We start from the raw sequence: 24524 nt of genomic DNA, 5'->3' as shown, positions 1-24524 counted from the left end.
TAATTGACTTAATTAAATGAAAATAGAAGATTGTTTTTACTTAGGTAAAATTGTAAAAAAGTATAGTTTCAAGGGTGAAGTACTTGCTAAATTGGATACCGATCAACCAGATATATACGAACATTTGGATGCTATTTTTTTAGAACTAAGGAACAACTTGGTTCCTTTTTTTGTTGAAAGTTCACAATTGCATAAATCGGAGTTATTACGTATCAAGTTTGAAGATGTAGATACGGAAGCAGATGCCGATGCTATTATGAAGAGTGGTTTGTATTTACCATTAGACTTATTGCCAAAGTTAGAAGGCGATAAATTTTATTTTCATGAGGTTATTGGTTTTGAAATTGAGGATAAAAACTTTGGACAAGTAGGAGTTATTAAAGCTATAAATGATTCTACAGCACAATCACTTTTTGAGATTGATAGAGATGGTGTTGAAATTTTAATCCCCATGAATGATGAATTTATTTTGAAAGTTGATCGAGATAATAAAACCATTTTTGTTGAAACTCCTGAGGGATTGATAGATTTATACCTATAAATTATTTGTCATTCCTGCGAAGGCAGGAATCTTATAAATTAAACTTAATAAAAACATGGATTCCTGCCTTCGCAGGAATGACAAGTATGAATAAGCCATTCAAATTCAAACAATTCACCATTAATCAAGACCAATGTGCCATGAAAATAGGTACAGATAGCGTTCTCTTGGGTGCTTGGACTCCTGTTAAGGATAATCTATTTTCTATTTTAGATATTGGAGCTGGTACAGGCCTTCTTTCTTTAATGTTGGCACAAAGAAGTCATGCTGAACTCATTGATGCCATTGAAATAGATGATAATGCTTATGAGCAGTGTGTTGATAATTTTGAGCAATCCTCTTGGGGTGATAGATTATTTTGTTACCATGCTTCTTTAAAAGAATTTGTAAATGAGATTGAAGATAAATACGATTTAATAGTTTGTAACCCTCCTTTTTATAGTGAAGATTATAAAACAGAAAATACGCAACGGGATTTAGCCCGTTTTCAAGATGCGATGCCTTTTGAACACCTTCTGGAGTCTGTTTCAAAATTGCTATCAGAGGATGGCATTTTTACAGTAATTATTCCTTTTAATGAAGAAGCTAATTTTATAAGTTTAGCTTCAAAATCAAATCTCCACCCTAGTAGCATTTTGCATGTAAGAGGAAATCCGACTTCAGAAATAAAAAGAAGTTTAGTGGCGTTTTCTTTCCGAGAAACCTTTATTGAACGAAGTCGTGGTAACGATCTAGAAATAGGTGAATTAATTATTGAAACTGAAAGGCATCAATACACTCAAGATTATATTAATTTGACAAAGGATTTCTATTTGAAAATGTAGTTAATAAGATCTTTTTAGTGGCCTTGTTAAACAGGTTGGGCCGCCTCCGCCTTTAATACTAATATCTTCGCCTTTATATGTGGATACTTCACATCCAGCTATTTCTAATAATTTTTGAATTTTTGGATTGCCTTTAACCATAATACATTTTCTTGGTGCAATTGCCAATACATTACAACCCATAGATTCAAACTCTTCATCTGGAACTTCAATCAATTCAAAACCTTTTTTAATAAGCTCATTTCTAAATTTAATTGGCATAAGAGGAGAATATACAACAGCCAAATCTTTATCTACAGGACTCAAAATACTCATTAAATGAAATACATCATTTTTGCCTTTGTAATGTGGCAACTCAGCAACAATAACTTGTATGTCTTTAGGTTCAAGAAGTGCTTTAAGCTGTATTATTCCTTCTTGATTAGTTCTGTACGTATGACCAACCGCTAAAGTTTTTTCGTCTAACCAAGCAACGTCCCCTCCTTCTAAAAACCCTGGTGCTTCAATAACACCTAATATAGGAATGTTATGCTTCTTATAAATTTCTAGATGAGATTGAGGTTCATTAATGCGTCCGCCTTTTCCCATATTACAAATAATCATTCCAAAATTTGTGGCAATAGATGCATCTCTACAATAAATTGAATCAATCAAGACATTTTGATTAAACGGGAATTGTTTAACTTTTACATTGTTATCTAATAAATACTTCTGAAACAGTGAATATTCTGCCAATGCCTTTTCAAGATCTGGGCGAGACAAATAATTTAGTTTCTGCCATTGATTTCCTAAATGAGCATCAGATATAAAAGCATTTTTTACTGATTTAATATATACCGATTCAAGTTTTTTGTATTCAGTATGGTGTGTAGTTTTCATTTATTTTTCACGTTTATTCCATTGCATTAAAATATAGAATGGAATCCCAGACATTAATAATAAAAAACCATAAAAAACAGTTTCTGAACCAGTACCGTAAATGGCCCAAGTAGAAAAGGCCATGCCTAAACCTCCTAATAATAAAGTCTTTACCCAACTGTTTGCGTGAAGCTTTTTTTCAATAATTACTAGAATATAGGCAGCAGCTGTAAACAAATAAGGCATTAAAGCAACAAATACAACCACCTCTACAATTATTTGAAACTGATCTACTAGTCCTTCAGTAAAATTCATAAGCATAACCAGAGAAGACAATACACTACCAACAACTAAACTTATTACTGGTGCTCCCTTTTTATTTTCCTTTTTAAAAAGCCTAGGAAATAAATTATCTTTTGCCGTTGCCATTGGTAATTGTCCTGTAACTAGAACCCAACCGTTTAAAACCCCTAAACCAGATATTATAACCCCAACAGCAACAAAGTAACCACCAAAATCACCAGCTATTAATTTAGCGGCTTCAGCAAAAGGAGCTGCAGAATTTTGTAAGACATTCATTGGTAATATTCCAAACAAAACAATGGTGCTTAATATATAAATTATAGCTGTTAAAATTGTACCCATCATTGTCGCTTTAGGTACTGTTACCTCTGGATTTTCAACATTAGCAGCAGGGATAGTAGCACATTCAATGCCTAAAAAGGCATACAAAGTTAAAGCACCAACCACAGGTATCGTAGCAAAATCACTTTCATCAGTTAAGTTGAAAGCTGGGAAATTTTCAAGTTTAAAAAAGAAGAAACCTACTATAATTACAAATGCTAATGGTAAAATTTTTAATACTGTAGTAACAACTTGTACTCTGCCAGATTCTTTAATTCCTCTTGAATTTACCCATGTAAAAACCCATATTAATGCTAAACCAATACTTACTTGGTATATAGAATGTGTTTCTAAAACCGGAAAAAAGAAACTTAATGCACCTACTATAGCAATAGCAATCCCTCCATTACCAACCCAACATGAAACCCAATATCCCCAAGCCATCAAAAACCCAATAAAATCTCCAAATCCAGCTCTGGCATAAGCATATGGTCCACCACTTTTGCTAACAATTATTTTACTAAAATTGCTAAATATTTTAGCAAGTATTATCGCTCCAATTGCTGTAAATACCCATCCTAAAAGACTGATGCTTCCATATTTAGCTAAAGCTGCTGGGAGCACAAAAATACCCACACCTATCATATTTCCTACAACTAATGAGGTTGTTGTAATTAATCCAATTTTTTGCGGTTTAGAATTCATTCTTTTGTTTTAAAAGTGGTAAAAATTAATTGAGTAAATTAGAGACGAAAAGCGAATGTACAATTATAATATTTATGACAAAAAAATATACAATTGATTTAGATATTAGAAAAGCAGAAACACTTCCTGCTGTTTTTTATAAAGACAAAAACACTTTTGAAGCTTTAAAAGAGAATGTGTTTCTTAAATCTTGGCAGTTTATAGGTGATGAAAGCTTATTGAATGAAACGGAATCTGTATATCCTTTTACATTATTAGATAACTTTCTGTCAGAACCATTATTATTAACTAGAGACGGCGGTAATAATATAAACTGCCTTTCCAATGTTTGTACACATAGAGGTAATCTAGTAGTCTTAGAATCTGGAAAATCAAAAAAACTTATCTGTGGTTATCATGGTAGAAAATTTAACCTTAAAGGTGAATTTGAATTCATGCCAGAATTTAAAGAGGTGCTTAACTTTCCTAAACCATGTGATAATTTATATGAATTCCCTATAATAAAATGGGGAAGCTTATTATTTGTTGGGTTAAATCCATTGTTCAATTTTCAACAAGTAATTGATAAAATGAATGAACGAATCGGGTTTCTTCCTTTTGATAATTTCTCAGTAGACGAAACATTAAATAAAGACTTTGTTGTAAATGCACATTGGGCTTTGTATTGTGATAATTATTTAGAGGGATTCCATGTACCATTTGTTCATAACGATTTGGATGCCGTTTTAGATTATGGTAGTTATAAAACAGAAACTTATGAATACTGTAACCTTCAAATTGGATATTCGGATGAAGCAACCAATACTTTCAATTTACCAGAAGACCATATAGATTATGGTAAAAATGTTGCAGCTTACTATTATTGGGTATTTCCTAATATGATGTTTAATTTTTATCCTTGGGGGTTGTCCTTAAATATTGTTCAACCGCTTGGGCTCAAAAAAACGAAGGTGTCATTTATCTCTTATGTTCTTGATGCTTCTAAATTAGAACAAGGTGCAGGCAGTGGTTTGGAAAAGGTAGAAAAAGAAGATGAAGAAATTGTGGAAAATGTTCAAAAAGGAGTGAATTCGACTTTCTATAAATCTGGGCGATATTCGCCTAAAAGAGAGCAAGGCGTGCATCATTTTCATAGTTTACTTGCTCAGTTTCTAAATCTTTAAAATTCTCTTAAAAAACACTTATTGATTCAGTTGCTTTAATTAAATTTGAGCAGTAAAAAATATTGAATTATTAAAAAAAGAATGTTTTTATTGATAATTTTATTCTAAAATACATTAAAACCTAGTCTTTATGAAACCAGACTTATTTGAAGCACCAGATTATTACAACTTAGATGAACTACTTACAGATGAGCATAAATTAGTGAGAGATGCCGCTCGCGAATGGGTAAAACGAGAAGTCTCTCCAATTATAGAAGAGTACGCTCAAAAAGCAGAATTTCCAACTCAAATTATAAAAGGCTTAGCAGAAATTGGAGCGTTTGGTCCTTATATTCCAATGGAGTATGGAGGTGCCGGATTAGATCAAATTTCCTATGGTTTAATAATGCAAGAAATTGAACGTGGTGATTCTGGAGTACGCAGTACGGCATCTGTACAGTCATCGTTAGTTATGTACCCTATTTGGAAATATGGTAACGAAGAACAGCGTGAAAAGTTTTTGCCAAAACTTGCAAGTGGTGAATGGATTGGTTGTTTCGGTTTAACCGAACCAGATCATGGAAGCAACCCTAGCGGTATGGTTACCAATTTTAAAGACAAAGGCGACCATTATTTATTAAATGGCGCAAAAATGTGGATTTCTAATGCCCCTTTTGCGCAAGTTGCTGTTGTTTGGGCAAAAGATGAAAGTGGGCGTATTCACGGACTGATTGTTGAACGCGGTATGGAAGGCTTTACTACTCCAGAAACACATAACAAATGGTCGTTGCGAGCCTCTGCAACTGGTGAGCTTATTTTTGACAATGTTAAAGTGCCAAAAGAAAATTTACTGCCTAACAAATCTGGTTTAGGCGCGCCTTTAGGCTGTTTAGATTCGGCAAGGTATGGTATTGCATGGGGTGCAATTGGCGCTGCGATGGATTGTTACGATACAGCACTTAGATATAGCAAAGAACGTATACAATTTGGGAAGCCTATAGGACAATTTCAGTTACAGCAAAAGAAACTCGCTGAAATGATTACCGAAATTACCAAAGCACAGTTATTAACTTGGCGTTTAGGAGTTCTGCGTAATGATGGCAAAGCAACTTCGGCACAAATATCTATGGCAAAGCGTAATAATGTAGATATGGCTATTAATATTGCACGAGAGGCTAGGCAAATGCTTGGAGGTATGGGGATTACTGGCGAATACTCAATAATGCGCCATTCTATGAATCTAGAAAGCGTTATTACTTATGAAGGCACACATGATATTCATTTATTAATTACTGGTTTGGACATTACTGGTTTGAATGCTTTTAAATAATATAAAGTACATTTTTTGTTTACATTTACTTTATGTATTCATCCAAAAAAAGATTAGATAATGCTTACAAAAATGCTAAAGTCATTGATTTTGATGATGACAGCAAGTTTATTCTTTTTAGTGACTGCCATCGCGGAGATAATAGTTTTGCTGATGATTTTGCTAATAATAGAAATATTTACTTTCACGCTTTAAAGCATTATTACGAAGAAGGTTTTCAGTATTGCGAATTAGGAGACGGCGATGAGTTATGGGAAAACCGTTCGTTTGATTCCATCCTAAATGCGCACAAGAATGTGTTCATGGTTATGAAGCTTTTTCATAAAGCAGAAAGATTACATATGATCTGGGGAAACCATGATATGGTGTATAGAAACCTTGAATATGTAAAGAAACATTTGTCAACATATTTTGATCCCAAAACAGGAGAAGAGGTGGAGCTTTTTGGTAAGATTAAATATCATGAAGGCATTATTTTAAAGCATTGTCTAACAGAACAAGAAGTATTTTTAACACATGGGCATCAATCAGATTGGTGGAATTTCTTATTTTGGAAATGGAGCCGTTTTATGGTTAGAGTACTATGGAAGCCACTAAATGTTATGGGGATAGCAGACCCAACAAGTCCTGCCAAAAATTACAAAGAACTTATTAAAGTAGAGCGAAGAACGAAAAAATGGATTTCAGAAAATAATAACTTACTCACGATTGTTGGCCATACACATAGACCACGTTTTCCCGAACCTGGTGATATTGCTTTTTTTAACGATGGTAGTTGTGTACACCCAAGAAGCATAACAGGTATCGAAATCGAAAACGGTAAAATATCTTTGATTAAATGGCAAATTGCTACAAAAGAAGATGGCACACTTCAAATTGTTAGAATTCTTCTCGAAGGACCAAGCAAGTTAGCTGATTATCAAACTTCTTAATAGACTTTATATAGCATAAACTAAGTCATCGATTTTTGCTGTTTTGGCGTTAGCTTTTATGGAAGTAATCGTTTTTTCCATAACACCAAAAGTTAAGAAGCTTTCACTTGTTCCAATTAATTCACTGTTAGATAGTTTTTCAAAAGTAAAATAGGGACTTCCACAACTAGCTTTTTGTCTAACAAAATAACAATCGTTAAAAGCGTGTTTTTTAAAATAGTGAATATTCTGAAGGCAGATAACCATGGAATTATAAGGCTCGCTAGTCAACGTGATTAGATGGCTATTTGGTTTAAACAAAAACCTGTAGCGACCTAACTTATCCCTGAATATTTTGAACTGAGCCATTTAAACTTTTACATTTAAAATTTAGACCCAAATTATTCAAAAATGTCACATGTATTTAGTTTTCTGGAGCGAGTTCTACTTCTAGACCTTCCATGTCTGGAGTCATTTGTATTTGGCAACCTAATCTGCTAGTATCTTTGACGTCAAAAGCTTCAGATAGCATGGCCTCTTCATCATCACTCATTTCAGGTAATTTAGTTTCACTCAAAACATAACATTGACAGGAGGCACACATAACCATACCCCCACAAACACCAATAGTACCTTCTGGTGCAAGTTCATAAGACCTTACTACTTCCATTAAGTTCATAGCCATATCGGTAGGTGCTAATACAGTATGTGGAACACCTTCTCTATCTGTTATTTTAATTGTAATATCCACCATTCAAATTTTTTTACGTGCAAAAATAAGTAAATATGTTTAACAAACTATAATTCCTACCAATTTAATAGACTTAAAAAACCTATAATGGTATTTTGGATAATTTACTTTTTATTCAGGTTTAACTTCAAAGCTTGAATAGTAGATGGTTTTAAACCTGACATAAATCATATAATTCCCTTAATGAATTGGTTAATTTCGTTTAGCATCTTTTTTGAATTTAATAGAACGAGCAATGAGTTCAATACAAAAAAACGACACATTTGTTCACTCTGGTTTTGTTTCTAAAATCAGTGGTCAAACTATTACTGTTAATTTAGAACAGAATATACATTGTGAATCTTGTCGTGCAAAAAGCTCATGCGGTATTTCAGAGTCTAACACTAAAGAAGTTGAAATATTAAATTATAAGGATTCTTTTAAAATTAGTGAGGAAGTAAATGTTGTTTTAAAAAAAACATTAGGTTTAAAAGCCGTGTTTTGGGCTTATATATTTCCTTTTATATTAATGTTTTTTACCTTGATAATTGCATCTGGATTTTTGGAAGATTTGCTAGCAGGACTACTGTCTCTTTTTATCTTAATTCCATATTATTTAATGCTCTATTTTCAAAAAGATAAGTTTAAAAAGGTATTCCAAATTTCAATTTTAAAAAATAATTGAGCATGCCGAATTCAGTTTTACATAGTATCCTTTTATTAACTTCTTTAGGTGGAATTGCAGCGATAATTTTATATATAGTATCCAAAAAATTTTATGTTTATGAAAACCCTTTGATAGCTAAAATTGATGAATTATTACCTGCTGCTAATTGCGGTGGTTGTGGATCTCCAGGCTGCAAAGCGTTTGCTGAAAAGCTCGTTAAAACAGAGGATATAGCGGATTTATTTTGCCCTGTAGGCGGGAATGATGTCATGAAACAAGTAGCAACTGTTTTGGGTAAAGAAATTACAGAAAAGGACCCAACGCTTGCTGTTTTACGATGCCAAGGTGCCTGCGATGTCAGGCCTAAAACCACAGAGTATCAAGGCCCAAGAAATTGTGCCATATCTGCTATGATTTATAGTGGCGAAACTGATTGTCAATATGGATGCTTGGGTGATGGTGATTGTGTAGCTGTATGCAAGTTTGATGCTATGTATATGGATGAAACAACCGGTTTACCAGTTATTATTTCTGATAAATGCACCTCTTGTGGTGCCTGTGTAGAAGCATGCCCAAGGGATATTATTGAAATGCGCCCAAAACATAAAAGAGATTTAAAAATATTCGTTGGATGTTTAAATGAAGATAAGGCTGGTATTGCAAAAAAATCATGTAGCGTAGCCTGTATTGGTTGTTCTAAATGTGATGATATATGTCCTAAAGATGCTGTAATAATGATTAACAATTTAGCATACATAGATCCAGTATCTTGCACGCTTTGCAGAAAATGTGTTGATGTTTGCCCAACACATTCTATTATAGAAACAAACTTTCCACCAAAGAAAGTAAAAAAGGTTGTCTCAAAAGTCGAAGCAAATGTTGAATCTGCAAAACCAAAGACCGATGCTTGAAACATTTCCAAAAGGTGGTATTCATCCTCCAGAAAACAAAATAACGTCTTCAAAAGAGATTAAAAGAATGCCAGTACCAAAGGTTGTGTATGTTCCCATAGCGCAACATATTGGAATTCCTTCTGAAATAATTGTTGACAGAAAGGATAAAGTTGAAATCGGACAAGTTATAGCCAAGTCTGGTGGATTTGTATCATCTAATATACATGCTCCTGTTGCTGGAACAGTTACAAAACTTGATATGATTGTTGATACTAGCGGGTACAAAAAGCAATGTATAGTTATAAGAACTGATGCTAAAAATGAATCAAACTTTCAAGACATTGAATATCCTTTAAAAACAAAAATTGACTTACAATCAGAAGAAATTTTAAAAAAAATAAATGACTACGGTATTGTAGGTTTAGGTGGAGCGACATTTCCATCTCATGTTAAATTAGACCTTAAAAATGATAATCATGTAGATTGTCTTATTATTAATGGTGTGGAATGCGAACCTTATTTAACTGCAGATCATAGATTGATGCTTGAAAAAGGAGATGAAATTATTGTTGGTATACAAATTTTGATGCATGCATTACACATTAAAGAAGCCGTTATTGGTATTGAAAACAACAAAAAGGATGCTATTAAAGTTTTAAAACAAGCGGCTCGATCTGACAAAAGAATTAATGTAGCAGCACTTCAGGTAAAATACCCCCAAGGCAGTGAAAAACAACTTATAAAAGCCATTATAAAACGTGAAGTTCCTAAAGGCGGATTACCAATGGATGTTGGTGTAATCGTTCATAATGTTGGAACTATTTTCGCCATTTATCAGGCTGTACAATACGATCAACCATTAATTGAGAGAGTTGTAACGGTAACAGGTAAAAAAATAGAAAACGCTTCTAACTTTTGGATAAAAATTGGTACTCCAATAAAGGATTTAGTAGAAGAAGTTGGAGGGTTACCAGAAGGGACACGTAAAATTGTTAATGGTGGCCCAATGATGGGAAAAGCCATCAAAAACCTTGAGGTTCCTGTTACAAAAGGAACTTCTGGTATTTTAGTGATTTCTGAAGACGAAGCTAGTAGAGGTGAACAAAAAAACTGCATTCGCTGTGGGGAATGTGTATTTGTATGCCCCATGGGATTAGAACCTCATCTTTTAATGAATCTATCAGAAAAAGGCAAGTATGAAAAAGCAAGTTTTGAGGATATAATGACCTGTATTGAATGTGGATCCTGCAGCTACGTATGTCCTTCGCATCGTCCATTATTAGACTATATACGGTTTGGTAAAAGTATTGTCAAAAAAATGAATACCTCTAAAAATTAAATATGAGCAACCAACCCATAATTGTATCTGCTTCACCGCATGTTCATTCAGACAGGACTTCAAAAAAAGTCATGTATGATGTCGTTATAGCATTAATACCAGCTTTTTTAGTTTCCATATATGTATTCGGAATAAGTGCTTTGATAGTGACTTCAGTTGCCATTGCATCATGTATGTTGTTTGAATATTTAATTCAGAAATATTTATTAAAAACACAAGTAACTATAACGGATGGTTCTGCATTAATAACTGGTATTTTATTGGCATTCAATGTACCCTCCAATTTACCAATCTGGATGGTTATTGTTGGTGCATTAGTTGCCATAGGCATAGCAAAACTCTCTTTTGGAGGTTTAGGTTTTAATATTTTCAACCCGGCTCTGGTTGGTCGTGTGTTTTTATTGGTGTCTTTTCCTGTACAAATGACGATGTGGCCTACAGCTATTGAAAACAATACAACCGTTGTTGATGCCGTTACCGGCGCTACATCTTTAGGCGCTATAAAAGAAGGACTGATGTCTGGTGACACCATGACTGAAATTAGTACAAGAATTCCTTCTGCAATAGATATGTTGTTTGGTTTTACTGCGGGTTCCTTGGGAGAGATATCTGGCTTAGCATTACTCTTAGGTGGTTTATATTTAATAATACGTAAAGTGATTTCTTGGCATATTCCTGTAATTCTATTAGTTACCATGGCTTTCATGACGGGAATATTTTGGTTTATTAATCCAGAGCAATATGCCAACCCTTTAATTCATATTCTATCAGGCGGGGCTATTTTAGGAGCCTTTTTTATGGCGACCGATTTGGTTACAAGCCCAATGACAAAAAAAGGCATGGTGATTTTCGCCATTGGAATTGGTGTAATTACGGTTTTAATTAGGCTTTTTGGAGCCTATCCTGAAGGGATTTCTTTTGCTATTTTAATAATGAATGCCTTTGTTCCATTAATCAATAAATATTTTAAACCAAGAAGATTTGGAACCAAAATAAAATCTAAAATAGTATAATCATGGGTAAAAAAGAATCAACATTTATAAGCATGGTATTATCTCTTTTATTGATAACGCTCATCTCTGGATTAGCATTAGGTTTTGTAAATGATTTAACCATTGAACCCATAGCAAAGGCCAAATTAGGGAAAAAAATAAATGCCTTAAAATTGGTGCTACCTGAGTTTGATAACAATCCTGTAGCAGAATTAAAAATGGTTAAACCAGAATTCACACAAGATAGTATAGAAGTATATCCAGCTTATAAGAATAGCGAATTTATTGGAGCAGCTGTTATTGGTTCTTCTAAAAAAGGCTTTAGTGGATTAATTAAAATTATGGTTGGTTTTACAACAGATGGAACCATAAAAAACATTGCTGTTTTAGATCAGAAAGAGACTCCTGGGTTAGGCACAAAAATGAAAGACGAATCTTTCTTAAAACAATTTAGAGACAAAAACCCTTCTAATTTTAATTTAAAGGTTAAAAAAGATGGTGGAGAAGTAGATGCTATAACTGGTGCTACAATTAGCACCAGAGCATTTAGCGAATCTGCTAAATTAGCGTATGATGTATTCATGGAAAACCCTGAGACTATCAACACCTCGAAACATTAAGAATTATGGCAGAAAAAATAAATCAAAAGCAAAATTTCTTAAAAGGCATTATTAAAGAGAACCCTGTTTTTGTGATGCTTTTAGGTATGTGTCCCACATTAGGAGTTACCTCATCCGCCTTTAATGGTTTGGGTATGGGCGTAGCTACTTTGTTTGTTTTATTAATGTCTAACATTGTGGTGTCATTGGTAAAATCTCAAATACCAAACAAAGTACGTATTCCAGCATTTATTGTCATTATAGCATCTTTTGTAACCATTGTAGAAATGGTTCTAGAAGCATTCATTCCTTTTTTATATGAGCAATTAGGTATTTTTATTCCACTAATTGTTGTGAACTGCTTAATTTTAGGAAGAGCCGAAGCTTTTGCTTCAAAAAACAACTTGATGGCTTCTATTCTAGATGCCTTAGGAATGGGCTTAGGGTTTGTTTTCGCATTAACTATTTTAGGCGCAGTTCGTGAAATTTTAGGTAGCGGAAGTTTGTTTGAATTTAAATTTGTTCCCGAGAATGCAAATACTTTTATACTATTTATTTTACCCCCAGGTGCTTTTATTGCTCTCGCTTATTTAAGCATGATTTTTAACAAATTATCAACTAAAACAACTTAGATATGGATTATGTAATTATACTCATAGCTGCTGTATTTGTCAATAATATTGTTTTATCTCAATTTTTAGGCATCTGCCCTTTTTTAGGAGTCTCTAACAAAGTTTCTACATCTGTCGGAATGTCCGGAGCTGTATTGTTTGTTATGACTATTGCTACCACGGTTACCTATTTATTACATCAATATGTTTTAGTCCCAGCTGGATTAAACTATTTAAGAACCATCACTTTTATTTTAGTGATTGCTGCTTTAGTGCAAATGGTAGAAATTATTCTAAAAAAAGTGAGTCCGCCTCTATATCAAGCGCTAGGTGTTTTCTTACCTTTAATTACAACTAACTGCGCAGTTTTGGGTGTGGCTATTTTGGCATTAGGATTAGACAATAATAGTTTAATTAAAGCTGTATTTTTTGCTATATCAAACTCTATTGGATTTGCTTTAGCGTTAATTGTTTTTGCAAGTATCAGAGAGCAATTAGAACTTGCAGATATTCCTGAAGGGATGAAAGGTGTACCCATTAATTTACTAGTTGCAGGGCTTTTATCTTTAGCTTTTTTAGGTTTTACCGCTTTGGTTTAAACGTTACGTTACCTATGTCACTTCATATATTTCTCCTGAGAAGAAGAGATCATCAGTTTTAGTGGATTTTGAATTTGACTTTACTTCTCTAGTTAAAGCATCCTCTCTTTCTTCTAATGTAACATCATCAAAACTTCTTATAATACCTGTTACTAAAGGGTATTCCAATCTAACCAACATTTGGTGCAAGGTTGGATCTTCTTCTTTTGCATTATGAAGTAAAATATCGGCTTCTGTTATATCATTTTCCCCAATAGTTACAGCCTCTAATTTTAAACCATTTAATGTCAATCCTTTATCTCTATTTTTTCCAAAAATCATAGGTTTGCCATGCTCAACAAACAATTGTTTGTCTTCTCGGATATTTTTATCGGTATATTGACTAAAACAGCCATCATTAAAGATCACGCAATTTTGTAATACTTCTATTAAGGAAGTGCCATTAAATGTTTCGGCTTCAATAAAAACTTTTGTCATTTCTTTTGGAGTATTCCCTCCTATTCTTGCAAAAAATCTAGCTTGTGCACCTATAGCTAATTCTCCAGGCTGAAAAGGTGGTTGCGTATTTCCATAAGGTGATGATTTTGTTTTTTGACCAACAAGGGATGTTGGCGAGAATTGGCCCTTAGTTAAACCATATATTTCATTATTAAACAATATAATATTTAAGTTTATATTTCTACGCAATACATGAATAAAATGATTACCACCAATAGCCATAGAATCACCATCGCCAGTAATTACCCAAACACTTAAATCGGGATTTGCCAACTTAACACCAGAAGCTATTGCTGGTGCTCTTCCATGAATTCCATGCATACCATAAGTATCCATGTAATATGGAAATCGTGACGAGCACCCTATCCCAGAAATAAAGACTACATCTTCTTTTTTTACACCCATTTCTGGAAGTGCTTTTTGCATAGAACGTAAAATAACATAATCATCGCAGCCGGGACACCAGCGCACTTCTTGATTACTTGCAAAATCTTTAAATGTATATTTTTTTATAGCTGTTGTTTCCATTATTATTGTACTAATTTTTTGAATTCTGTGACCAACTCATTATTTCCAAATGGCAACCCTTGTATTTTGTTGTACTGTAACAATCCCTTTATATTAAAATTCATTTTTAAAATATTTACAAATTGACCATTGTTTAATTCACAAACCACAATTTTTTTAAAATTACTTAAAATGTATTCCGTGTTTTTTGGTAGTGGATTTATATAATTAAAATGGGCATAGCCTATTTTATCATAGCCTTCATTGTTTAATTGTTTTACTGCCGAATGTAAACTCCCGTAAGTTCCTCCCCATCCAATAACTAGTAAATCTCCTGAATCGGCAAATTCTGTGGTTAAATCAGGGATATATTTTTGTACACGCTCAATTTTTTCAGCTCTAACTTTTGTCATGAATTCATGGTTTTCTGGAACATGTGAAACATCACCTGTTGTTCTATCTTTTTCTAAACCCCCAATTCTGTGCTCTAACCCATAAGTACCTGGAACAGCCCAGTTACGAGCTAGGGTTTCTTTATTTCTATCATATGGATGCCAATTTTCAATCAGCTTAGTAACTTTATTGTTTTTAATTTTTGGCATTTCAGCAACTCTTTTTATTTTCCAAGGCTCAGATCCATTCGCAATATACCCGTCCGTTAATAAAATAACGGGTGTCATATGTTCTAAAGCTAGTTTTGCAGCTTGATAAGCATAATTAAAACAATTAGAAGGGGTGCTAGCTGCCAAAACGATAACTGGACTTTCTCCATTTCTGCCATACATGGCCTGCATTAAATCTGATTGTTCTGTTTTAGTTGGTAAACCTGTTGATGGTCCACCACGTTGCACATTTACCACAACTAAAGGCAACTCTACCATCATAGCTAAACCTAATGCTTCACTTTTTAGCGCTAAGCCAGGACCAGAGGTTGTTGTAATTGCTAAATCACCTGCAAATGAGGCTCCAATGGCAGAAGTTATACCTGCTATTTCATCTTCAGCTTGAAAAGCTTTTACTCCAAAATGTTTATGTTTAACAAGTTCATGTAATATGTCGGTGGCAGGAGTAATTGGATAAGATCCAAGAAATAATTCTAGTCCCGATTTCTCAGCGGCAGCTAAAAACCCCCAGGCAGTTGCTGTATTTCCTCCAATTATCCTGTAAGTTCCTGATTCCATTTTAGCTGGTGAAATGGAGTAGGCATTTGGGATTAACTCTAATGTTTCCGCATAATAATATCCTGCGTTTAAAACTTTAGTATTTGACTTAATTAAATGTGGTTTGGATGCAAATTTTTTCTTAAAAAAATCAATGGTATGCTCTGGGGAACGATCATACATCCAATACACTATACCCAAAGCAAACATGTTTTTACTTCGAATAATACTTTTGTTATCTAAATTCTCAATATCTTTTAAAGCCTCTTTCGTTAATGAAGACATTGATACTTCAATTACTCTATAATTTTCTAAACTACCATCCTGAAGCGGATTAGTTTCATATTTGGCTTTTTCTAAATTTTTCTTTGAGAATGAATCTACATCTACAATTATCGTATGGCCTGGTTTTACGGAGTATAAATTAGTTTTCAGACCTGCCGGATTCATCGCAACCAACAAATCTACATCATCTCCGGGCGTACTAATTTCAATGCTTCCTATATGAACTTGAAACCCTGAAACACCATATAAGCTTCCTTGTGGCGCCCTTATTTCTGATGGGTAATTAGGAAAAGTAGCGACATCATTACCAAACATGGCAGATGTATCTGAAAATTGTGTACCTGTTAATTGCATGCCATCACCAGAATCGCCTACAAATCTTATAACTACAGCATCTAATATTTCGTGCTGAAGATTTTTATTATCGGTAATTTTATTAGTTATCATAAGAAATTAATTGATAAAAAACATCATAAAACTAGACATCATATGTAAATATAAATCACATTTTATAATTTAAATGTGATAAAAATCATATTTAAATTATAAAATGAAATATACTTTTACCTATCTAAAAATTTTATATTATGGCGATTATTATAACCGACGAATGTATTAATTGTGACGCCTGTATTGCAGAATGTCCTAATAATGCGATTTATGAGCCCGATCAAGAATGGGCTTATGCAGATGAAACTGAACTAAGTGGAAGAATAACTCTTCCTAATGGAGATGAAGCCGATGCAGATGCTATGAATGACCCCGTATCTGATGAATTTTATTTCATTGTACCTGAAAAATGCACGGAATGTAAAGGATTTCATGACGAACCTCAATGTGCTTCAGTATGTCCAGTTGACTGTTGTGTGCCTGATGAAGATCATGTTGAAACCGAAGAGGCTTTATTAGAGAAAAAAGCTTGGTTACATGCGGAATGACTTTTTGAAACACTAAATTATTTAAACAGTTAGGTCAAATTTTTGACGTAAACTTTCAATTTTATAACGATTGAATCTATTCGAAAAAACTGAGAGTGTTATCATATGATAACACTCTCAGTTTTTTTTAATTATCATGTTCACATGACAATTATCATAAACTATTTACTATAACATATTTAACTTTATAGTCAATTTATTTGAAAGGTCTATTGGTTTTGGACTATCAAAATCTCTTCTTAGGCCTAGACACAATTAAAAGTTTTGCAAAGAGCATTTAATGTGACTTTTTGTAAATTTTATTTAATAAGATATCATATTATGAAAAAAAATTTTCCTAAACTAATTTGTGATGCTAATGAGGCAGTTGCTAGAGTTGCTCATAAAACAAATGAGGTATGTGCTATTTATCCAATAACACCGGCATCACCTATGGGCGAACATGTAGATGTTTACAGCTCGAAAGGACAGAAAAATATTTGGGACAATATCCCAAGAATTGTTGAAATGCAGAGTGAAGGTGGTGCGGCAGGAGCCGTTCATGGTTCTTTGCAAGCAGGTGCATTAACAACCACATTTACAGCATCGCAGGGGTTACTATTAATGATTCCCAATATGTATAAAATGGCAGGTGAATTATTACCAACAGTAATACATGTAGCCGCAAGAACAGTTGCTACCCACGCACTTTCAATTTTTGGAGACCATTCAGATGTTATGGCTACTAGACAAACAGGATTCTCTATGTTATTTGGAGGGTCTGTTCAAGAAGCGCAAGATTTTGCTCTTATTTCTCAGGTTGCAGCATTAAAATCCAGAGTCCCTTTCCTAAACATTTTTGATGGCTTTAGGACATCTCACGAGATTTCTAAAATAGACGGTATTACTGATGAAGTTATTACAGCTATGATGCCAGAAGAGGCTATTATGGAGCACAAAAAACGCTCTCTTGATCCAGATCATCCAGTAATTAGAGGAACTTCTCAAAACCCAGATGTATTCTTTCAAGCAAGAGAGGCTGCTAATACGTTTTACGAAAGAGTTCCTGATATTGTTGAAGAAACAATGAATGAATTCTATAGTCATACTGGTCGTAGATATAGTTTATTCTATTATGAAGGTCATCCAGAAGCAGAACGTGTAATTATACTTATGGGTTCTGGTGAAGGTGCTGCAAGGGAGACTGTGGAAGCTATGGTAAAGAACGGTGAAAAAGTAGGGGTGTTATTTGTACGCATGTTTAGACCATTTTCAATCAAACACTTTGTTAAAGAATTACCTGAAACCGTTAAAAAAATAGCTGTTCTTGACAGAACTAAGGAACCAGGAAGTGTTGGCGAACCTCTATACCAAGATGTTGTAACCGCATTGATTGAAAGTGACAGAGACATGCCTGTTTTAGTTGGTGGCCGTTACGGACTATCTTCAAAAGAGTTTACGCCTCAAATGGTTAAAGGTGTTTATGACGAATTATTAGATGACAAGCCTAAAAATCATTTTACCGTTGGCATTAATGACGATGTAACTTATACAAGTTTACCAATTGACGAATCTTTCACCATAGAACGTAATACTATTAATTGTATGTTCTATGGATTAGGGTCAGATGGTACTGTTGGAGCTAATAAAAACTCTATTAAAATTATTGGAGATACTACAGATAACTTTGTACAAGGATACTTTGTATACGACTCTAAAAAAGCTGGAGCTCAAACCATTTCCCATTTACGTTTTGGTCCAAAACCAATTTACTCTTCATACTTAATTGATAAAGCAGATTTTATTGCTAGTCATCAATATAAGTTTATTAAAAAGTATAATATGGTTGCAGATTTAAAACATGGAGGCACCTTCTTATTAAACTCACCATATTCCAAAGATGAAATATGGAATCATTTACCAAAGCGAATTCAAAAAGAAATTATCGAAAAAGAAGCTAATTTTTATGTGATTGATGCCACAAAAGTAGCTGCAGAATCTAAGCTTGGTAAGCGTACTAATACCGTATTACAAACTTGTTTCTTTGCAATTTCAGGGATTTTACCAAAAAAGCAAGCCATTCAAAGGATTAAAGATGCCATTGTAAAATCTTACTCTCATAAAGGAGAAAGTATAGTTAAAATGAATTTTACAGCGGTTGATAATTCGCTTGCTAATCTTGAAAAAGTAGCATATCCAAAAGAAGCTACTAGCGAAAGATATTTAGAAACGGCAATGCACAATGCACCTGATGGATTTGTTACTGAAGTACTCGAAAAAATATTAGGTGGATTTGGAGATGAATTACCAGTAAGTGCGTTTCCTGTAGATGGCACATTTCCAACAGGAACCACGCAATATGAAAAAAGTGGTATTGCTGATATTGTTCCAGTATGGGATGATATAGATTTATGCACACAATGTAATAAGTGTGTTGCTATTTGTCCGCATGCTGCCATTAGAGCAAAAGTTGTTAATAATGACGAATTAGCAAATAGACCCGCTTCCTTAAAAGCAGTTGCAGCAAAAGGTAGACCTTTTAATAAAGATGAAGAATCTTATGTGCTTCAAGTATCGCCTCAAGACTGTACAGGCTGTGACCTTTGTGTTGCTGTTTGCCCTGCCGTAAGTAAAGAAGATCCAGATTTTAAAGCAATTAATATGCACAAAAAGCTTAAAGTTGAAGCTGTAGAAGACGCCAATTGGGATTACTTTATTGATTTACCTGATTATAATAGAGCAGAGTTACAAATAACAAACGTAAAAGGATCTCAATTCCTAGAGCCTTTATTTGAATTCTCTGGAGCGTGTTCTGGTTGTGGTGAAACACCATATATTAAATTACTCACGCAGCTTTACGGAGATAGCATATTGATTGCAAATGCAACAGGATGTTCTTCAATTTATGGTGGTAATTTACCAACAACACCGTATAAAACGAATGAATTTGGAAGAGGCCCCGCTTGGGCTAATTCTTTGTTTGAAGACAACGCTGAATTTGGTTTAGGTATGAAATTAGCTTTAAGTAAAAAACAAGAAATTTCGGCTAACTTACTTAAATCGATTGAAAATGAAGTTGGAAAAGAACTAGTTGATGCGATATTAAATAATTCTGAAAAAACAGAAACTGAAAAGGCAGAAAACTTCAAAAACTTAGACAAATTAAAAATTAAACTAGCTAGTATCGACAACGATAAGGCAAAAAAATTGTCTCAACTAACGGAATATCTTCGTAAAAAATCAGTGTGGATATTAGGGGGAGATGGATGGGCTTACGATATTGGATATGGTGGTGTAGATCACATTTTAGCGACTGGAGAGGATATCAATATTATGGTATTGGATACCGAAGTGTATTCTAACACAGGTGGACAAACGTCTAAAGCTACACCATTAGGAGCTAGTGCGAAATTTTCAGTTTCTGGTAAGCGTACTAGCAAGAAGAGTTTGGCATTACAAGCTGTTTCTTATGAAAATGTTTATGTTGCTCAAATCGCTATTGGGGCTAAAGATCTTCAAACCCTTAAGGCTATTGAAGAAGCTGAAGCATACCCTGGACCATCAATAATAATTGCTTACTCGCATTGTGGAGAACATGGATACGATTTAGCAAATGGCGCTTCACAACAAGAAAAAGCTGTAGAGAGCGGATATTGGCCATTATTTAGATTTGATCCTTCTAAGCCAAAAGGGAAGAAGTTTAAATTAGATTCTAAAGCACCTTCTATTCCTCTAAAAGACTTCATGTATAATGAAACACGTTTTTCTAGAGTAGTAAAAGATGATGCAGAACTTGGAGCTAAGCTTCTTGAGCAAGCTCAAAGTGAAGTAAATTCTAAATGGGAACGTTTAGAACTTTATAGAGATATGTAAACATCCTTTGTTTAAGGCATGTTATGTGTAAAATTCATTCACCATTCTATAATACAGTATGGTGAATGAAGACTATTAATTATTAACTATTTATTAATTTATTATGGAAACCGAAGCCATCCAATTCTTTGTTAAGGCTGCTCAAAAATTGAATCAAGCGAACAAAGAGTTATTCAAACCAGAAGAAGATATTGTAACTTTTTTAGTCTGCAAAAACTCCCAGTATGCCATTGAAAATTATTTAAGAGGTTATCTTTTAAAAAAAGGTTTTGAACCAAGAGATTACAAAACTATAAACAGTCTTTATGAACAATGTGTAAGAATCAATAAAGGTTTTGAAAAAGTTGATTTATCAGATTTTGATTGCAAATCTTATAAAGATTTAAGTGCAAACTTCTGCAATTCAGTTTCAAAAGTCAATAAATGCTTTGATGCAGCTGATAGTTTAGATTCGTTTCTTAGGAGAGAAAAAATAATTTAATCAAGAACGTTTTTTAGAATAATAAAAAATGTGATTTTGAAAGGAATTATTATTTAATTGGTTATTTCATTTTAAACCTATCGGCTTTCAATGCATAAATATTTTGAACTAATAATTTAAGTTTGAATATTAACAACTTGCTTAATTTGAGGTGCGTATTTTTTTATAGTCATTTCAACTCCCGACCTTAATGTCATTTGATTTACGCTACAGCCAACACATGCACCTAACAATTGAACTTTAACCAAGGTATTGTTTTCCTCAATAGATAATAATGAAATATCACCTCCATCACTTTGAAGAAATGGACGAATTTCATCTAAAGCTTTTTCAACGTTTATTTTAAGTTCTTCTGAAGTCATATTTTATTTTTTAACCGCTGAACATCCAGCCATAGTGGTTATTTTAATGGCTTCGGTTGGTGGTAAATCATCATTACGTCTCACAACTTCTTCTACTACATTTCGAGTTAATTTTTCGAATGCTTGTTCTAAGGCAGTTGCTGTTTGCAATGCTGCAGGACGACCTATATCTCCTGCTTCACGAATACTTTGTACTAATGGTAATTCACCTAAGAAAGGAACTTCTAAATCTTCAGCTAAATTTTTAGCACCTTCTTTTCCAAAGATATAATATTTATTATCTGGAAGTTCTTCAGGTGTAAAATAAGCCATGTTTTCTATTATCCCTAAAACAGGGACATTAATACTTTCTTGCTGAAACATTGCTACTCCCTTTTTAGCATCTGCCAAAGCTACATTTTGGGGTGTGCTTACTATTACTGCTCCCGTAATAGGAAGTGATTGCATAATGCTCAAATGAATATCTCCCGTTCCTGGAGGTAAATCAAGTAATAAGAAATCTAATTCTCCCCAATGCGCATCAAAAATCATTTGATTTAGCGCTTTAGCTGCCATGGGTCCTCGCCAGACAACGGCTTGATCTGGCTGTGTAAAGAATCCTATTGACAAAACTTTTACACCGTAATTCTCTATGGGCTTCATTTTAGATTTACCATCAATATTAACTGCCAAAGGTTTTTCAGCTTCAACATCAAACATAATAGGAATTGATGGACCATAGATATCAGCATCTAAAACACCAACTTTAAATCCCATTTTAGCTAATGTAACTGCTAGGTTTGCAGTTACTGTAGATTTACCAACACCTCCTTTTCCAGAAGCCACCGCAACAATATTTTGTATACCTGGTATTGGATTTCCTTTTATTATGTTCGCTTTAGGTTTTGCAGGTGCATCAACTTTTAAATTCACGGTTATTTTAGCTTTTTCATAAACTTGCTCATGAATAGTTTTTAAAATATCAACTTCTGTACGTTTTTTTGCTTGTAAACTTGGATTTTTGATGGTGATATCTACAATAACTTCATCACCAAATGTTATCACGTTTTTAACAGCGCCACTTTCTACCATGTTTTGTCCTTCTCCTGGCACCGTAATAGACTCTAGAGCCTTTAATATATCTTGCTTATTGAGCTTCATTTTATTCTATTAAGAATCATTCTAAAATGCAAATATATACATAAATACCATATTAAAGTTGGTGCTCTAACAACTTTTATTTATGCAAACATTAGTATAAATTATAAAAAAATCATTGCGGCAAATGAAACAAATCTAGTTCCGAATATCTTCAGATGAAAATGTATCAATGTTAATAATGTCTAATTTTATAGCACTATAAATGTTCTTGAAGTAATATTGGATCCCAAAAAACGGTATCCAAATCTTGAATTTGATTATCAACAACCTTTATTCCTTCGCTTTCTAGTAGTTGTTGCATTAGGTTTGTACCATCAAAATGATGTTTTCCTGTTAGTAAACCTTTTCTGTTTACAACGCGATGTGCTGGAACATCTTTATTATGAGAACCATTCATAGCATACCCAACCATGCGAGCACTTCTTGCTGCACCAAGGTATTTTGCAATAGCGCCGTAGCTTGTTACACGACCATAGGGAATTTGTTTTGCTATTTCGTATACCTTATCAAAGAAGTTAAGAGTCTCAGGTTTCATTTTTAAAAGTCTCTTATGATGTTAATTAAAGTAACAATAGAAATAATACCAGTTATACCTCCAATAATTCGATTCATATTCTTTTGAGATGTAAATGATTTACTTTTTATTTTATCGAAAAAAAATATATACATATATAGCATAACAAATGTGCCCATTGCAGCTCCTGAAACATAAGATATAATAACAGTTTGGTCGAAAGAAAGCCATCCAACGGACGCAAGAGTAATCGTCATATAAGCTTGGTATGGAATTGGAAATACATTTATTGCAGATAAGAAAACACCATGAAAAAAGCGACTGTGTTTACTTCTTATTTTAGGCTCAACCTGTTGCTTTGGGTTAGATTTTGCAATTAATAAATAGTAAACAGTTATTAAAATAAAAATTATTAAAGCTACGCGTTGAAGGATATTTACAATCTCAGGATGCATGCTTAAATAACGTGCAAAAATAGAGGCAATATAAGTCTGAAAAAAAACAATAACACAAACACCTATCGAAAACATGATGCCTCTGGAATGACCTTCTTTTAAGCTTATTTTAGCCGCAGTCATATTTAATAACCCAGGAGGAATAACACCTATAAAAGCAAAAAATAAACCTAATAAGAAAATGAAAGTTATATCCACTATTATTTAATTTTGAATCTAATATAAGTAATTGGTTTGTTTTGTTCTAAATACTGCGATTCATAAAAAGTTTGGATGCTTGTAACTTCTTCTGGGCTTCCTTCTTGCTTATAAACGTTGTGATTTGCATAAAGTACTTCGTGTCCAGCACCATGTAGCAATCCAAGTGTATAACCATGCATAAACTCGCTATCGGTTTTTAAGTTTACAACACCATCTGGTTTTAATATTTTTTTGTAACGGTTTAGAAATTTAGTATTGGTCATGCGATGTTTTGTACGTTTATATTTTATTTGCGGATCAGGAAAAGTAATCCAGATTTCATCAACTTCATTTTCGGCGAAAGCATGGTCAATTAATTCAATTTGAGTCCTAAGGAAAGCGACATTTGGAATATTTTCTTCAATAGCTGTTTTAGCGCCACGCCAAAAACGAGCACCTTTAATATCTATACCAATGAAGTTTTTATTAGGGTATTTTTTTGCTAAAGCAACAGAATACTCGCCTTTTCCGCAGCCTAATTCTAGTACTACCTCGTTTTTGTTTTTAAAAACATCTTTTTGCCAATGACCTTTTAGGTTGAAATTAGTATTAACTAATTCATCACGAGTTGGTTGAAGCACATTAGTAAACGTTTCATTTTCTTTAAATCTCCTAAGTTTGTTTTTGCTTCCCAAAGTTTATTAACTATTTCTTATTATGTAATTATTTTTGGTAAAATTAAGGAAATATATAAGAGTGCTTATATGCGTATCTTTGAATTTATCGA

General features: G+C 33.5%; 26 protein-coding genes. 15 read left to right on the top strand and 11 right to left on the bottom strand.

What is annotated here, in order from left to right; all coding sequences use genetic code 11:
• The first annotated feature begins 16 nt into the window (after positions 1 to 16).
• Together rimM and AC2D6V_RS02340 are read left to right on the top strand one after the other, a co-directional pair.
• Positions 17 to 541, top strand: coding sequence for a ribosome maturation factor RimM (rimM, locus tag AC2D6V_RS02345; RefSeq protein ID WP_484646437.1), 525 nt, complete (start codon positions 17 to 19; stop codon positions 539 to 541).
• 86 nt (positions 542 to 627) lie between these two features.
• Positions 628 to 1365 carry a tRNA1(Val) (adenine(37)-N6)-methyltransferase gene (locus AC2D6V_RS02340; RefSeq protein WP_484646436.1) on the top strand — a complete coding sequence of 246 codons (738 nt, stop codon included), beginning with the start codon at positions 628 to 630 and terminating at the stop codon, positions 1363 to 1365.
• On the opposite strand, the gene AC2D6V_RS02335 is transcribed toward AC2D6V_RS02340, so the two are convergent.
• Together AC2D6V_RS02335 and AC2D6V_RS02330 are read right to left on the bottom strand one after the other, a co-directional pair.
• Positions 1366 to 2244, bottom strand: a complete 879-nt coding sequence (locus AC2D6V_RS02335; protein WP_484646435.1) for a dimethylarginine dimethylaminohydrolase family protein — start codon at positions 2242 to 2244, stop codon at positions 1366 to 1368.
• Entirely contained in the window at positions 2245 to 3552 is a 1308-nt protein-coding gene (locus tag AC2D6V_RS02330) for an amino acid permease (protein ID WP_484646434.1), read from the bottom strand.
• Between the two features lie 74 nt (positions 3553 to 3626).
• Between AC2D6V_RS02330 and AC2D6V_RS02325 the strand changes: the two genes are divergently transcribed.
• From AC2D6V_RS02325 to AC2D6V_RS02315, 3 genes are all read left to right on the top strand, one after another.
• The gene (locus AC2D6V_RS02325; protein WP_484646433.1) at positions 3627 to 4715 is read left to right on the top strand and encodes an SRPBCC family protein; all 1089 of its coding nucleotides are present in this window, start codon (positions 3627 to 3629) and stop codon (positions 4713 to 4715) included.
• Between the two features lie 130 nt (positions 4716 to 4845).
• The gene (locus AC2D6V_RS02320) at positions 4846 to 6024 is read left to right on the top strand and encodes an acyl-CoA dehydrogenase family protein (RefSeq protein WP_484646432.1); all 1179 of its coding nucleotides are present in this window, start codon (positions 4846 to 4848) and stop codon (positions 6022 to 6024) included.
• Positions 6025 to 6056: 32 nt separating this feature from the next.
• The gene (locus tag AC2D6V_RS02315; RefSeq protein ID WP_484646431.1) at positions 6057 to 6956 is read left to right on the top strand and encodes a metallophosphoesterase family protein; all 900 of its coding nucleotides are present in this window, start codon (positions 6057 to 6059) and stop codon (positions 6954 to 6956) included.
• Positions 6957 to 6962: 6 nt separating this feature from the next.
• Here the strand turns inward: AC2D6V_RS02315 and AC2D6V_RS02310 are convergent, their stop codons facing one another.
• Positions 6963 to 7304 (bottom strand): YegP family protein, encoded by a 342-nt coding sequence (locus AC2D6V_RS02310; RefSeq protein WP_484646429.1) that lies wholly within the window; start codon positions 7302 to 7304, stop codon positions 6963 to 6965.
• Positions 7305 to 7359: 55 nt separating this feature from the next.
• Positions 7360 to 7689 carry a 2Fe-2S iron-sulfur cluster-binding family protein gene (locus tag AC2D6V_RS02305; protein WP_484646428.1) on the bottom strand — a complete coding sequence of 110 codons (330 nt, stop codon included), beginning with the start codon at positions 7687 to 7689 and terminating at the stop codon, positions 7360 to 7362.
• Positions 7690 to 7921: 232 nt separating this feature from the next.
• Here AC2D6V_RS02305 and AC2D6V_RS02300 point away from each other — a divergent pair, with 232 nt between their 5' ends.
• The 7 genes from AC2D6V_RS02300 to AC2D6V_RS02270 are packed head-to-tail and all read left to right on the top strand — an operon-like array spanning position 7922 to position 13365.
• Entirely contained in the window at positions 7922 to 8350 is a 429-nt protein-coding gene (locus AC2D6V_RS02300; RefSeq protein ID WP_484646427.1) for a SoxR reducing system RseC family protein, read from the top strand.
• Positions 8351 to 8352: 2 nt separating this feature from the next.
• Positions 8353 to 9243 (top strand): Fe-S cluster domain-containing protein, encoded by an 891-nt coding sequence (locus tag AC2D6V_RS02295; RefSeq protein WP_484646426.1) that lies wholly within the window; start codon positions 8353 to 8355, stop codon positions 9241 to 9243.
• Entirely contained in the window at positions 9236 to 10564 is a 1329-nt protein-coding gene (gene rsxC / locus AC2D6V_RS02290) for an electron transport complex subunit RsxC (protein ID WP_484646425.1), read from the top strand. Before AC2D6V_RS02295 ends, rsxC begins: the two co-directional genes overlap by 8 nt.
• A gap of 2 nt (positions 10565 to 10566) precedes the next feature.
• Complete coding sequence (locus tag AC2D6V_RS02285) at positions 10567 to 11577, top strand: RnfABCDGE type electron transport complex subunit D (protein ID WP_484646424.1); 1011 nt, start codon at positions 10567 to 10569, stop codon at positions 11575 to 11577.
• Positions 11578 to 11579: 2 nt separating this feature from the next.
• On the top strand, positions 11580 to 12176 hold the full coding sequence (locus AC2D6V_RS02280; RefSeq protein WP_484646423.1) for an RnfABCDGE type electron transport complex subunit G: 597 nt from the start codon (positions 11580 to 11582) through the stop codon (positions 12174 to 12176).
• Between the two features lie 5 nt (positions 12177 to 12181).
• The gene (locus AC2D6V_RS02275; protein WP_484646422.1) at positions 12182 to 12787 is read left to right on the top strand and encodes an RnfABCDGE type electron transport complex subunit E; all 606 of its coding nucleotides are present in this window, start codon (positions 12182 to 12184) and stop codon (positions 12785 to 12787) included.
• A gap of 2 nt (positions 12788 to 12789) precedes the next feature.
• Positions 12790 to 13365, top strand: coding sequence for an electron transport complex protein RnfA (locus AC2D6V_RS02270; protein ID WP_484646421.1), 576 nt, complete (start codon positions 12790 to 12792; stop codon positions 13363 to 13365).
• A 12-nt stretch (positions 13366 to 13377) separates the two neighbouring features.
• Here AC2D6V_RS02270 and AC2D6V_RS02265 read toward each other — a convergent pair whose 3' ends face one another.
• Positions 13378 to 14391 (bottom strand): 2-oxoacid:ferredoxin oxidoreductase subunit beta, encoded by a 1014-nt coding sequence (locus AC2D6V_RS02265; protein WP_484646420.1) that lies wholly within the window; start codon positions 14389 to 14391, stop codon positions 13378 to 13380.
• Between the two features lie 2 nt (positions 14392 to 14393).
• The gene (locus AC2D6V_RS02260) at positions 14394 to 16262 is read right to left on the bottom strand and encodes a 2-oxoacid:acceptor oxidoreductase subunit alpha (protein WP_484646419.1); all 1869 of its coding nucleotides are present in this window, start codon (positions 16260 to 16262) and stop codon (positions 14394 to 14396) included.
• Positions 16263 to 16402: 140 nt separating this feature from the next.
• On the opposite strand from AC2D6V_RS02260, the gene AC2D6V_RS02255 reads away from it, so the two are divergent.
• The 3 genes from AC2D6V_RS02255 (at position 16403) to AC2D6V_RS02245 (ending at position 21086) form a co-directional block, all read left to right on the top strand.
• Positions 16403 to 16753, top strand: coding sequence for a 4Fe-4S dicluster domain-containing protein (locus tag AC2D6V_RS02255; protein WP_484646418.1), 351 nt, complete (start codon positions 16403 to 16405; stop codon positions 16751 to 16753).
• A 321-nt stretch (positions 16754 to 17074) separates the two neighbouring features.
• A complete protein-coding gene (gene nifJ, locus AC2D6V_RS02250) occupies positions 17075 to 20605 on the top strand; it encodes a pyruvate:ferredoxin (flavodoxin) oxidoreductase (RefSeq protein ID WP_484646417.1) in 3531 nt (1176 codons plus the stop codon).
• Positions 20606 to 20708: 103 nt separating this feature from the next.
• Entirely contained in the window at positions 20709 to 21086 is a 378-nt protein-coding gene (locus AC2D6V_RS02245; RefSeq protein WP_484646416.1) for a HEPN domain-containing protein, read from the top strand.
• A 116-nt stretch (positions 21087 to 21202) separates the two neighbouring features.
• Here the strand turns inward: AC2D6V_RS02245 and AC2D6V_RS02240 are convergent, their stop codons facing one another.
• The 5 genes from AC2D6V_RS02240 to trmB form a co-directional block, all read right to left on the bottom strand.
• Positions 21203 to 21448 carry a NifU family protein gene (locus AC2D6V_RS02240; RefSeq protein ID WP_484646415.1) on the bottom strand — a complete coding sequence of 82 codons (246 nt, stop codon included), beginning with the start codon at positions 21446 to 21448 and terminating at the stop codon, positions 21203 to 21205.
• Positions 21449 to 21451: 3 nt separating this feature from the next.
• Positions 21452 to 22588 (bottom strand): Mrp/NBP35 family ATP-binding protein, encoded by a 1137-nt coding sequence (locus AC2D6V_RS02235; protein ID WP_484646414.1) that lies wholly within the window; start codon positions 22586 to 22588, stop codon positions 21452 to 21454.
• A 196-nt stretch (positions 22589 to 22784) separates the two neighbouring features.
• Positions 22785 to 23123 (bottom strand): MGMT family protein, encoded by a 339-nt coding sequence (locus tag AC2D6V_RS02230; protein WP_484646413.1) that lies wholly within the window; start codon positions 23121 to 23123, stop codon positions 22785 to 22787.
• 2 nt (positions 23124 to 23125) lie between these two features.
• Positions 23126 to 23755 (bottom strand): LysE family transporter, encoded by a 630-nt coding sequence (locus AC2D6V_RS02225; RefSeq protein ID WP_484646412.1) that lies wholly within the window; start codon positions 23753 to 23755, stop codon positions 23126 to 23128.
• A gap of 2 nt (positions 23756 to 23757) precedes the next feature.
• The gene (trmB, locus tag AC2D6V_RS02220; RefSeq protein WP_484646411.1) at positions 23758 to 24432 is read right to left on the bottom strand and encodes a tRNA (guanosine(46)-N7)-methyltransferase TrmB; all 675 of its coding nucleotides are present in this window, start codon (positions 24430 to 24432) and stop codon (positions 23758 to 23760) included.
• Positions 24433 to 24524: the final 92 nt, after the last annotated feature.

The organism is Algibacter sp. YIN40 (assembly GCF_057219435.1).
Note: the sequence above shows the minus strand (reverse complement) of the source record. Positions and strands in the feature narration are given on the sequence as shown.

Excerpts from the sequence above, each read along its gene's own strand:
- rimM (WP_484646437.1), top strand. The coding sequence starts at position 17 with ATGAAAATAGAAGATTGTTTTTACTTAGGTAAAATTGTAAAAAAGTAT.
- AC2D6V_RS02340 (WP_484646436.1), top strand. The coding sequence starts at position 628 with ATGAATAAGCCATTCAAATTCAAACAATTCACCATTAATCAAGACCAA.
- AC2D6V_RS02335 (WP_484646435.1), bottom strand. The coding sequence starts at position 2,244 with ATGAAAACTACACACCATACTGAATACAAAAAACTTGAATCGGTATAT.
- AC2D6V_RS02330 (WP_484646434.1), bottom strand. The coding sequence starts at position 3,552 with ATGAATTCTAAACCGCAAAAAATTGGATTAATTACAACAACCTCATTA.
- AC2D6V_RS02325 (WP_484646433.1), top strand. The coding sequence starts at position 3,627 with ATGACAAAAAAATATACAATTGATTTAGATATTAGAAAAGCAGAAACA.
- AC2D6V_RS02320 (WP_484646432.1), top strand. The coding sequence starts at position 4,846 with ATGAAACCAGACTTATTTGAAGCACCAGATTATTACAACTTAGATGAA.
- AC2D6V_RS02315 (WP_484646431.1), top strand. The coding sequence starts at position 6,057 with ATGTATTCATCCAAAAAAAGATTAGATAATGCTTACAAAAATGCTAAA.
- AC2D6V_RS02310 (WP_484646429.1), bottom strand. The coding sequence starts at position 7,304 with ATGGCTCAGTTCAAAATATTCAGGGATAAGTTAGGTCGCTACAGGTTT.
- AC2D6V_RS02305 (WP_484646428.1), bottom strand. The coding sequence starts at position 7,689 with ATGGTGGATATTACAATTAAAATAACAGATAGAGAAGGTGTTCCACAT.
- AC2D6V_RS02300 (WP_484646427.1), top strand. The coding sequence starts at position 7,922 with ATGAGTTCAATACAAAAAAACGACACATTTGTTCACTCTGGTTTTGTT.
- AC2D6V_RS02295 (WP_484646426.1), top strand. The coding sequence starts at position 8,353 with ATGCCGAATTCAGTTTTACATAGTATCCTTTTATTAACTTCTTTAGGT.
- rsxC (WP_484646425.1), top strand. The coding sequence starts at position 9,236 with ATGCTTGAAACATTTCCAAAAGGTGGTATTCATCCTCCAGAAAACAAA.
- AC2D6V_RS02285 (WP_484646424.1), top strand. The coding sequence starts at position 10,567 with ATGAGCAACCAACCCATAATTGTATCTGCTTCACCGCATGTTCATTCA.
- AC2D6V_RS02280 (WP_484646423.1), top strand. The coding sequence starts at position 11,580 with ATGGGTAAAAAAGAATCAACATTTATAAGCATGGTATTATCTCTTTTA.
- AC2D6V_RS02275 (WP_484646422.1), top strand. The coding sequence starts at position 12,182 with ATGGCAGAAAAAATAAATCAAAAGCAAAATTTCTTAAAAGGCATTATT.
- AC2D6V_RS02270 (WP_484646421.1), top strand. The coding sequence starts at position 12,790 with ATGGATTATGTAATTATACTCATAGCTGCTGTATTTGTCAATAATATT.
- AC2D6V_RS02265 (WP_484646420.1), bottom strand. The coding sequence starts at position 14,391 with ATGGAAACAACAGCTATAAAAAAATATACATTTAAAGATTTTGCAAGT.
- AC2D6V_RS02260 (WP_484646419.1), bottom strand. The coding sequence starts at position 16,262 with ATGATAACTAATAAAATTACCGATAATAAAAATCTTCAGCACGAAATA.
- AC2D6V_RS02255 (WP_484646418.1), top strand. The coding sequence starts at position 16,403 with ATGGCGATTATTATAACCGACGAATGTATTAATTGTGACGCCTGTATT.
- nifJ (WP_484646417.1), top strand. The coding sequence starts at position 17,075 with ATGAAAAAAAATTTTCCTAAACTAATTTGTGATGCTAATGAGGCAGTT.
- AC2D6V_RS02245 (WP_484646416.1), top strand. The coding sequence starts at position 20,709 with ATGGAAACCGAAGCCATCCAATTCTTTGTTAAGGCTGCTCAAAAATTG.
- AC2D6V_RS02240 (WP_484646415.1), bottom strand. The coding sequence starts at position 21,448 with ATGACTTCAGAAGAACTTAAAATAAACGTTGAAAAAGCTTTAGATGAA.
- AC2D6V_RS02235 (WP_484646414.1), bottom strand. The coding sequence starts at position 22,588 with ATGAAGCTCAATAAGCAAGATATATTAAAGGCTCTAGAGTCTATTACG.
- AC2D6V_RS02230 (WP_484646413.1), bottom strand. The coding sequence starts at position 23,123 with ATGAAACCTGAGACTCTTAACTTCTTTGATAAGGTATACGAAATAGCA.